This window comes from Nesterenkonia muleiensis (assembly GCF_003600155.1).
Lineage (GTDB): Bacteria > Actinomycetota > Actinomycetes > Actinomycetales > Micrococcaceae > Nesterenkonia > Nesterenkonia muleiensis.
The window spans coordinates 41,485-51,392 of sequence record NZ_QWLD01000013.1 but is presented as its reverse complement, the minus strand read 5'-3'; the positions used below and the strand labels follow the sequence as shown (position 1 = coordinate 51,392).

The window sequence follows — 9,908 nt, the reverse complement described above, 5'->3', positions numbered from 1 at the left end:
GACCCAGACGAACCCGCGCTGGACGAACCCGACGACCCGGAGTTCGAGGAACCAGAGCCGGAAAACCCTGAACCAGAGGACGACGCCGAGGAACCACCACCGCGCAGATACGCACTATGGGCCCAACCAGTCTGACCGTTCGAACGCCGCACCTGCACCCAGGCGCCGCTGGTCGAACGCACCGTGACCTGCTCACCGGCCGCCATCCCGCCGATCACGCTGTGCGTGTTACCGGCACCGGAGCGCAGATTCAACCCCTGGGTGACCTGCCGTGTCTGACCCGAAGATCCCGACCCCGACGATCCACCTGCTGGTTCGGAACCTCCTGAGTCCGAGGAATCGTCGCACTGGCTGGGGAAGTACTCGCGGGCGGCCGCAGCTCTGAGGTTCACACCGCGCTCAGACATGAAGGTCTGGGGGTCCAGGGCGGTGCCCGAATGCCAGGCGCCCTCCCATATCTCCAGGTGAAGGTGCGGCGTGGAGCTGAGTCCCGAGTTGCCCACCAGTCCGATCGTCTGACCGGCCCGCACCGTATCGCCGGTGCGCACGTGGGAGGTCCCGTCCCATACATGCAGGTACCTGGAGTGATAGGTCTTGCCACCCACATTGTGCCGGATCATCACATGCCCGGCCCGGCTGGCAGTGCCATCCTGGGTGCTGACCACCGTGCCGGCGGCGATCGCCTGGAAAGGCGTGCCCTCCGGCGCCACCAGGTCCTGGCCCATGTGGTACGACGACGCCCCTGGGTTCGGGCTGCACCGCGGCCCGTAGCCGGTGCTGAAGGTGTAGGCGCCGGTGAGCGGCTGGACAAACTGCCCCGAGTTCCGGGAGGCGGTGATCACCGTGGGCTGAGACCACGACGGCGCCCCAGCCGCCGCTGAGCCGGTCATCGGCGGGGGCGCGGCGGGGGCGGGGGCGGCCTCAGCGGCGGAGGCGGCGAAGGGCATGGTCAAGCCGGCAGCCAAGGCGCCGACTGCGGCCGCGGGGAGTTTCTTCGGCACAGGTCAATCCTCACTAGTCCAATGGCACGTCTCCTCAGGCTCAACCGGCATACTGCGGCGAGACCTGCAGGACTGCCCGGGGCTTTCCGCGAGGGGAAGCCAGCGGTGGGAAACTCAACGAACTCCCCGGTCAGCTCGACCCAAGGGTAACGAGTTGGTGACGGCCTGCGGCAGAGCGGCGTTCGACCGGGGGTTGAAGCTGTGCCGAACCTGTGAGAGACGGTCCGGACCCTGAAGGAAGAGAAGCAGTGCCGCGCAAGCGGCTGATATCACTACCGCAGGACATCAACCGAAGCGCCGCACTGCTCCCTCGGAGACCACTATTCCAGGTATCTCCTCTCGACGTACCGGCTGCCCCACCGCAGTGCCGACATTGTGATCAGACCGTTACCGGATCTGCGGCGAGAAGATTCATAGGAAACTTCCAGCCTCTATAGGGTGTTCCGTTCAGAAAGGTGAGTACCTTAGATAGTGCCTCTTCAAGGTGCGAGTGATTCAAAGCTCCCCGGGTTGGTCATCATAGCGTCCCCCTCACGCGACCACCCGGGGAGCTTTTCTCGTGGCCAGTCCGGCCACCTTTAGACTTGGGCTCTATGAGTGATGGGCCAACAGCGCCAGTGCGCGCCGACGCATGGTTATGGTCTGTGCGAATGTTCAAGACGCGCTCCGCGGCCACAGAGGCCTGCCGCGCAGGCAAGATCAAGAGTGCCGGTGACCCGGTCAAACCTTCCACGAAGGTCTCGCCGGGCACGCGCCTGCAGATCAGCCGTCCCGGATACGTGGTGATTCTCGAAGTCGTGCATACTCACCCCAAGCGCGTCGGCGCACCGGTGGCTCGGCAGGCGTATAAGGACCACTCCCCTGAGCAGATCAAGCCATCAGAGGTGGGGCTTCCTATGCGTGAACGCGGCACAGGCCGACCCACCAAACGAGAACGCCGGCAGCTTGAGATCCTGCGGGGCTACACCAAAGACCGCTGACCGGTAGGCTTTGACCATGACACAGCGTGTGAATCTCGGCCCAGCCGACCAACTCCGCGAAGGCAGAGCGATGCAGGTTCCGGCGAAGCGGGCCGGAACTGCAGAAGCTATCGCCGTGGTCCATGCCGAGGACGGCGGGTTCTACGCACTCGATGATGAATGCTCCCATGAATCGGTGTCCCTGTCCGAGGGATTCGTCGAAGAGGACACTCTGGAGTGCCCCATGCACGCCTCCGCCTTCTGCCTGCGCACCGGGGTCCCAGAGACCCCGCCGGCTTTCGAGCCTGTCAGAACCCACCTGGTCACAGTGGAGGACGGGGACCTCATACTCCATCCAGGGACCCCGCACCCCGAGGCCTGAGACTCAACTGACTCCTGCAGTGGCAGAGGACCGCGCAAGCTATGCAGACACTTCGCGAAAAACTCACAGAAAATGTCCAGCGAATATAGGGGGGTTCTCCAAGGTAGACCCCTATATTAGTAACTACCTCATCAAGGTGCGAGTGATTCAAAGCTCCCCGGGTTGGTCATCAAGCGTCCCCCTCACGCGACCACCCGGGGAGCTTTTCTCATGCCCGAACCACTCAGCCCGGCGTCGCCCTCCTGATCACCGCATAGTTCACCGCGGTGATACCGATGACCGGCAGCACCATCCATCCTGCCAGCGACAGCGCTGACTGCTCCACGAACCACCGCCACACAGTGGCCCACCCGCTGTTCTGAGTCACCAGCATGGCTGCTCCAAGCAGGATAATCACCAGTCCAATGATGACCACCCAGACCATGGTGATGCTCACCCGGCGGTAGAGGATCGCCCAGAAGAAGCCGAACATCATCAGGAACAGGCAGAGCCCAGCGGCCAGCGCCCCTGCAGAGGCCACACCACCTGCGCCTTGTGTCAGGTACGGCAGGTCGAAGACATAGACCTCCAAGCCGAAGCCCCCCGTAAGCCGCTCCACCCCGGCTCCCAGGGCGAAAGCTGCTCCAAAAGCCAGCGAGACCAGCCCGAAGGCAAGGAAGACACCAATCACAAAGACTCTTCGGCTGTAGCTCAGCGCCATGGAGAAGGGGAAGGTGTGCGATGCCGCGTAGGCGGCCATAGCGACCAGAGTCCACAGGGGCGCGTTGGCCGCCCCAGTATAGATGGGCTCTGTCTGCCCGCCGGCGACAGCGTGAATCCATACGCCGATGCCGACGGCGATGACCCAGGCAGCAGCGAATACCAACAGCGGCACCCAGATCAGCATGGAGGGGACAGTGAACTGCAGCTTGAAGGCTGCCGGGATGCGGGCGTAGCTGGAACGGGCGTCTACAGTCTGTTGTGCAGTGCTCATCGTGCATTCTCCTCTGCGCTTGTCAAGGCAGTATTCGCATTTCCGTCAGCAGCCTGGCGCGTGGTCAGGTGAATAACCAACTGCTGCAGGGAGACCGGGATCATATCCAGTTCCAGGTCCTTGATCCGTTGCCTTTCGGCCTCGCTCAGCGCTCCGAGAACTGTGCTGCGCGCTATGCGCCCCATTTCCTCATGCTGGAGCACCTCACGTCCGGCGGATATCTCAGCCACTGCCTCGGCTTTGCCCACCAGGGTCACTGCCCGTCCTCGCAGGTCCTCCACCGGTTCGTCCAGCAGAATCTTGCCTGCGTCGATGACCACCACGTTCTCCACCAGGTGAGCAATCTCATCGATGAGGTGGCTGGAGAGCACAATGGTTCTCGGATGCTCGGCGTAGTCCTCAAGCAGCCGGTCGTAGAAGAGCTGGCGGGCCACGGCGTCGAGCCCCATGTACGGCTCATCGAAGAAGGTGATCTCCGCCCGGGAGGCCAGCCCGATGATCACCCCCACCGCAGAGCGCTGGCCGCGGGACATCTTCTTGATCCTGGTCTTCTGCGGCAGCTTGAAATCAGCGATCAGCCGCTCGGCCAGATCCCAGCTCCAGTTCGGGAAGGCTGCGGCGGCGGCCTTGAAGGCGTGCTTGGCCAGCGAATCATCGATGTAGCGCTGATCTTCACGCACGAAGCAGATCTTCGGCAGCACCTGTTCGTTCTCATACGGCGCCTGTCCGAAGACCCTCACCTGACCCTCACTGGGCCATGCCTGTGCGGTGATGATCGACATCAGGGTGGTCTTGCCGGCCCCGTTGCGGCCCAGCAGTCCGTGGATCTGGTCTTCGGCGAAGCTGACGGTCACCTCGTCCAGTGCCGTGGTGTTCCGGTAGCGGCGGCTGACCCCGCTGACCTGTATCGCCGTGCTGGCAGTGTTCCCACTCATCAGCACTCTCCTCTCACTTGCGGTGTGCATTCTGCTGCGCCTGTTCGCGCAGCAGCTCAATGACGGTCTCCACCGAAAGCCCAATATGGCGGGCCTCGGCAAGCATCGGTGTGAGGTAGTGATCGGCAAAGCGCTGCCGGCGTTCGGCTCGCAGCCGATCGGCGGCACCCTCTGCCACGAACATGCCCAGTCCGCGGCGCTTGATGAGGATCTCCCGGTCCACCAGCAGGTTGATGCCTTTGGCAGCAGTTGCCGGATTGATCCGGTGGAAGGCGGCGAGCTCATTGGTGGATGGGGCACGTTCACCCTCTGACAGCGAACCGTCGAGCACAGATCCCTCGATCTCCTCGGCGATCTGCACAAAGAGCGGGCGCCCCTCGTCCACGAGCTCACCTCCTTCATCGGTTGCGGAAACCACGCCAGCCTATCAACTCCACTACCTCAGTGGTTCATTACTCTACTAATGAACCATGTAACGACGACGCCGTCAAGTCCACACCCCCCGCGGAGCCGTAGAATGGAAGCATGAACGGCGAGAACATCGAATGCTGGCTGACCGATATGGACGGCGTCCTTGTCCGCGAGCATGAGGCGCTGCCGGGGGCTGCTGAACTTCTGGAGCAGTGGCGGCGCAAGGACCTTCCGTACCTGGTGCTGACGAACAACTCGATCTTCACCGCCCGCGATCTTTCCGCCCGGCTGCGCAATTCCGGACTGGTGGTCCCTGAAGACCGGATCTGGACTTCTGCGCTGGCCACCGCCACCTTCCTGGCCCAGCAGGTCGATGCGGCCACGGGCAGTGGAAGCGCCTATGTGGTCGGGGAGGCAGGGCTGACCACCGCTCTGCATGAGAACGGCTTCATCATGACCGAGACCGATCCCGACTATGTGGTGGTAGGGGAGACCCGCAACTACAGCTTCGAGGCCATCACCAAGGCGGTGCGGCTGATCAACAATGGAGCGCGGTTCATCGTCACCAACCCGGATGCCACCGGTCCCAGCCCAGAAGGCGTGCTGCCGGCCACCGGAGCCATCGCCGCGCTGATCACCAAGGCCACCGGCTCAGACCCCTATGTGGTCGGCAAACCCAATCCGATGATGTTCCGCTCGGCCCTGAACCATCTGGGCGCACACTCGATGCAGACCGCGATGATCGGCGACCGCATGGACACCGACATCGTCGCCGGCATGGAGGCCGGCATGCACACCATCCTGGTGATGTCCGGAGTCTCCTCCCAGGCGAGCATCGCCCACTACCCGTTCCGCCCGAACACGATCATCGACGGCGTCCACGAGCTGGTCGAGGACTACACGGCCGACTGAGCCGAGCGTCCCGCCAGCAGTTCGGCGATGTGGATCGCGGGGACATCGGCGAGGTCATCGAGCTGGATCCGGCAGGACATCCCGTCGGCCAGCACCACTGTGCCGCGGGTGCCGGAATCCCACTCAGCCTGCGCGCGCACCGCCGGCAGCAAGTGAGTCTCTGCGACTGCCACCGACACCTCGTAGTGGCCCTTCTCCACGCCGAAGTTGCCGGCCAGCCCACAGCATCCGGCCACTGATGTCACCTGCGCTCCAGCCATCTCCAGCAGAGCCCTGTCCACGTCCCAGCCGATGATCGATGCCTGATGGCAGTGCGGCTGAGCCAGGACCTCGAGGTCGCTGAGGTCCGGCAGCTCCACCCTGCCTTCGTCCACCAGCCGGTTCACCAGCTCGGCGAAGGTGAGCACACCGTCAGCCACAGTGTGCGCCTCCGGACGCGGTGAGAGCTCCACCGCATCTGAGCGCAGGGTGGCCAGGCAGCTGGGCTCCAGGCCGATGACCGGCACTCCGGAGCTCACGTAGGGCTCCAGGGCGGAGATCGCCTGGTCCATCCGCTGCTTGGCCTGGTCAAGCTGGCCCGTACTGATCCACGGCAGGCCGCAGCAGCCCTGTTTGCCGATGATCTGCACCTCCAGGCCCTGTCCGCGCAGGAACTCCAGGGCGGCCAGCCCTGACTGCGGGAAGAAGTGGTTGGTGAAGGAGTCCGCCCACACCCACACATCGGGGGAGCCGGCGTTCTGCTGAGCATCTGCACGGCGCAGCGTCCTCCTCGCGAACTGGGGGACACTGCGCCGCTGGTCGATCCCGGCCACCCATTTGGCCAGTGCGGCCACCGGGGGGATCCTCATCGAGAGATTGGCAACCGGGGCCACAGGTGCAGCGAGCTTGGCCCAGAACGGCAGCCGGCCCAGGATGTAGTGGCTGCGCGGCCTCAGCTGGCGCCTGGGTTTTCCCTCAGCATCGCGGTCGTAGGTCTGATAGAGCGCCTCGGCCTTATAGGTGGCCATATCCACCCCGGCCGGGCAGTCGCTGGCGCAGCCCTTGCAGGACAGGCAGAGGTCCAGTGCCTCATGCACCGCCGGGTCGGCCAGACCATGCACCAGAGTGCCGTCCATGGCCTCCTGCAGAATCCGGCCGCGGCCCCGGGTGGAGTCCTTCTCCTCCTGGGTGGCCAGGTAGGAGGGGCACATCACGCCGTTGGCCTTGGGCGCCACACAACGGCCGACCCCGGAGCAGCGGTGAACCGCGGCTCCGAAGTCTCCGGCGTCGTGACTCATCAGCATCCCAGGCCACGGCAGGTCCCGCTTCGGCTGGGTGGGCTTGATGTTCTCAGTGTGCGGGACCGGGCCGGAGCCATCCGGGGCAGTGATGATTCCCGGGTTGAGCAGGTCCTGAGGGTCGCAGATGGCCTTGACCTGGGCGAAGAGGGCGATCGATGTCTGGTCATACATCGCTGGGAGCAAATGGGAACGGACCCTGCCGTCACCGTGCTCACCGGAGAGGGATCCGCCGTAGTGGGCCAGCCGTTCGGCACAGGCGCCCATGAACTCCGCGAAAACCCCGGTGCTTGCGGGATCCCCGTGGATGAAGGGAAAGTCGATCCGGCAGTGGATGCAGCCGTCACCAAAGTGCCCATAGGGATAACCCTGCAGTCCGTACTCCTTCATCAGCGCTTCGAACTCACGCATCCAGGAGCCCAGGTGCTCGGGCGGCACCGCGGCATCCTCCCAGCCGGAGTGGGCCGGAGTGGGTAGACTGACCCCGGCCAGACCCGCACCGTCCTCGCGGATCTTCCACAACGCGGCAGCCTCTGCGGCGGCGTCGATGAGCCGGTCCCCCACCGCACCCGAGGCGGCTTTGACCTGATCAAGCACGTCGAGGGCGCCGTCGCCGGCTGTCTCCACAAAGAGCCAGGACTCGCCGGTGGGCAGGACGGGCACTCGCTTGCCGGCACCGCGGACCAGAGCGACCAGCCGGGAGTCCATGCCTTCGCAGGCGATCAGCCGGCCGGATCCGGCGGCCAGAATATGCGGCACAGCATCGGCGGCCTCTGCCACCGTGGGAAAGCCCAGCACCAGCAGGCGGCGGCCGGGGTCATCGCGGACCAGTCTGACAGTGGCTTCCAGCACCGTGCCCAAGGTGCCTTCGGTGCCGGCCATGAACTTCTCAATGCGCCCGCGGTTCTCCGGCAGCAGGTGCTCCAGGCTGTAGCCGGAGATCTGGCGCCCGAACTGGCCGAAGTGCGTGCGGATATGGGCCAGATTCGTGTTCGCCAGCTCCAGCAGCTGCTCTGCGGTTCGGCCGGCGGCTTTGCCCGCCCGGGCGTCGAAGTGCCCGGTCTCCCCGTTGCCGAAGAGCACTGTGGCGGCTTCGACGTTGTCTGCGGTGCGCCCATACCCCAGGGCCCGGGAGCCGCAGGCGTTGTTGCCGATCATCCCGCCGATCGTGCAGCGCGAATGGGTGGAGGGATCGGGTCCGAAACGCAGCCCGTGAGGTGCCGCAGCGCGCTGAAGATCGGCATGGACCACCCCGGGCTCCACCCGAGCAGTTCTCGACTCGGGATCAATCTCGATAATGCGCTTCAGATCCCGGGTGTCCAGCACTATGCCCTCCCCCACCGCATTTCCTGCGATCGAGGTGCCGGCCCCGCGCATGGTCAGCGGCACGCCCAGCTCCCGCGAGACCTGGTGGGCAGCATGCAGCTCGTCGATGTGCTGCGGGCGGGCCACCACCTGCGGCACCACACGGTAGAGACTGGCATCGGCGGAGTACATCCCGCGCGCCAGCGCAGAGGAGTCCACCCCCGAGACCCCGGCACGGCGCAGGGCGGAGACCAGGTCGGCAGAATCCCTCTGTACTGCGGCGCCAGCATCAGCAGTGGCGGTCACGGGCAGCAGCCTCCCTATTGTCAACAATCTGCAACGTTTTTCTCATTGCACTGTACCGGGTGGGTCAGGACTGCGGAAAATCTGCGCCCAGTGCCCTGAGCACACCCTGTGACTTGGTGACGACCTCCTCCCATTCGGCCTCAGGTACTGAATCTGCGGTGATCGCCCCGCCCACACCTAGGTGAAAACTCCAGGACTCGGATTCGCGCTGGGTGAGCACTGCGGTCCTGATCAGGACCGAGAGGTCACAGGCACCTGTGGCGCTGAACCAGCCGGCCGCCCCCGAGTACGGTCCTCGAGGTGCGGACTCCAGGCCGGCAAGGATGTTCATGGTGGAGATCTTCGGGGCACCGGTCATGGATCCGGGCGGAAACGCATCGCTGAGCGCACGGGCACGCAGTGCTTCGGGCTCCAGCTGGGCGCTGATGGTGGAGACCATCTGGTGAACGCTGGGATAAGTCTCCACCACGCAGAGCCGCTCGGTGCGCAGCGTTCCCGGCACCGCATGGATGGAGAGGTCGTTGCGCACCAGGTCTGCGATCATCACATTCTCTGCCCGATCCTTCGGATGGGACCGAAGGTCCTTCTGCTGCCCGGCGTCCAGCTGCGGTGTCGCCCCCCGGGGCCTGGTGCCCTTGATCGGCTCTGAACGGATCAGCCCGTCTGCAGAGATGGACGCGAAGCGCTCCGGCGAGGTGGACAGGACGGCGGTGGCGGCTTCGTGCTGCCCGGCGGGAAAGCGGAAGAATTGGGTGAAGGGGGCCCGGTTGCGCCGTCGCAGCCGCTGGTAGGCGGCCCACGGGTCTCCCGTGAGCCCGCCGGTGACCGCGGTGGTCAGACAGACTTCGTAGGAGTTGCCCTCCCGGATATGGGCTTGAGCCGCGCGGATCTTCGCCAGATAGTGCTCACGGGGGTCCCGGACTGCCAGGTCCTGCAGCTGAGCCTGAGGCAGCTTTGATGCGGGGGTGGAGGTGACCGCCTCGGTCACCACGGCCACCCAGCCGGGGTCCTGGCCCTGGGATTGGATCTCCGCGGTACAGCGCTGGTGATCGATCACCACCGCGTGGGTCGCAGCGAAGAGCCGGCCCTGGTTCTCATAGCCGATCCAGCCCACCCAGCCGAGCTGGAACGGACCGCGGGACCCCTCAGCCTCAGAGCCGTCATCGCTCTCCGCTGCTCCGCGGTGCGGCCAGTGCTCGGCAAGCCAGCCGAACGCGCCGGAGTCCAAACGGACCGCCTGCGCTTCAGCTCCGCGGGAGAAGGCGAGAATGCTGTACCGGCTGCGCGCCGGTCTAGGAGTGGACCCGTGGTCGCTGCTGTCCAGGAATGCCGCCGGCACCGCATCGCCGAGGACCTCCAGCAGCACACCGAAGAGCTGCGCAGCGGCGTCCTCCTCCGCGGAGAACGGCACCACGGTGCGGACCACGGATTCGACCATAGTCTCCAT

9 protein-coding genes are annotated in these 9,908 nt (G+C 65.1%); 3 read left to right on the top strand and 6 right to left on the bottom strand.

Going from position 1 to position 9,908, the window contains the following annotated elements:
• Positions 1–1,001 (bottom strand): peptidoglycan DD-metalloendopeptidase family protein (locus DVO78_RS04195; RefSeq protein ID WP_157983865.1); only part of this gene is annotated, 1,001 nt, incomplete at its 3' end.
• Between the two features lie 593 nt (positions 1,002–1,594).
• On the opposite strand from DVO78_RS04195, the gene DVO78_RS04190 reads away from it, so the two are divergent.
• Positions 1,595–1,981 carry an RNA-binding S4 domain-containing protein gene (locus tag DVO78_RS04190; protein ID WP_120003565.1) on the top strand — a complete coding sequence of 129 codons (387 nt, stop codon included), beginning with the start codon at positions 1,595–1,597 and terminating at the stop codon, positions 1,979–1,981.
• Between the two features lie 16 nt (positions 1,982–1,997).
• Positions 1,998–2,342: a Rieske 2Fe-2S domain-containing protein gene (locus DVO78_RS04185; RefSeq protein ID WP_120003564.1), complete on the top strand. Its 345-nt coding sequence runs from the start codon at positions 1,998–2,000 to the stop codon at positions 2,340–2,342.
• A 223-nt stretch (positions 2,343–2,565) separates the two neighbouring features.
• Here DVO78_RS04185 and DVO78_RS04180 read toward each other — a convergent pair whose 3' ends face one another.
• The 3 genes from DVO78_RS04180 to DVO78_RS04170 are packed head-to-tail and all read right to left on the bottom strand — an operon-like array spanning position 2,566 to position 4,635.
• Positions 2,566–3,315, bottom strand: coding sequence for a hypothetical protein (locus tag DVO78_RS04180; protein ID WP_120003563.1), 750 nt, complete (start codon positions 3,313–3,315; stop codon positions 2,566–2,568).
• Positions 3,312–4,250, bottom strand: a complete 939-nt coding sequence (locus DVO78_RS04175; RefSeq protein ID WP_120003562.1) for an ATP-binding cassette domain-containing protein — start codon at positions 4,248–4,250, stop codon at positions 3,312–3,314. Before DVO78_RS04175 ends, DVO78_RS04180 begins: the two co-directional genes overlap by 4 nt.
• Before the next feature lie 13 nt (positions 4,251–4,263).
• Positions 4,264–4,635: a GntR family transcriptional regulator gene (locus DVO78_RS04170; RefSeq protein ID WP_120003567.1), complete on the bottom strand. Its 372-nt coding sequence runs from the start codon at positions 4,633–4,635 to the stop codon at positions 4,264–4,266.
• Positions 4,636–4,775: 140 nt separating this feature from the next.
• Here DVO78_RS04170 and DVO78_RS04165 point away from each other — a divergent pair, with 140 nt between their 5' ends.
• Positions 4,776–5,573 (top strand): HAD-IIA family hydrolase, encoded by a 798-nt coding sequence (locus DVO78_RS04165; protein ID WP_120003561.1) that lies wholly within the window; start codon positions 4,776–4,778, stop codon positions 5,571–5,573.
• Here DVO78_RS04165 and DVO78_RS04160 read toward each other — a convergent pair.
• A complete protein-coding gene (locus tag DVO78_RS04160; protein ID WP_238385133.1) occupies positions 5,558–8,461 on the bottom strand; it encodes an FAD-binding and (Fe-S)-binding domain-containing protein in 2,904 nt (967 codons plus the stop codon). The genes DVO78_RS04165 and DVO78_RS04160 overlap by 16 nt on opposite strands.
• 64 nt (positions 8,462–8,525) lie before the next feature.
• Positions 8,526–9,899 carry an anthranilate synthase component I family protein gene (locus DVO78_RS04155; RefSeq protein WP_157983864.1) on the bottom strand — a complete coding sequence of 458 codons (1,374 nt, stop codon included), beginning with the start codon at positions 9,897–9,899 and terminating at the stop codon, positions 8,526–8,528.
• Positions 9,900–9,908 lie beyond the last annotated feature (9 nt).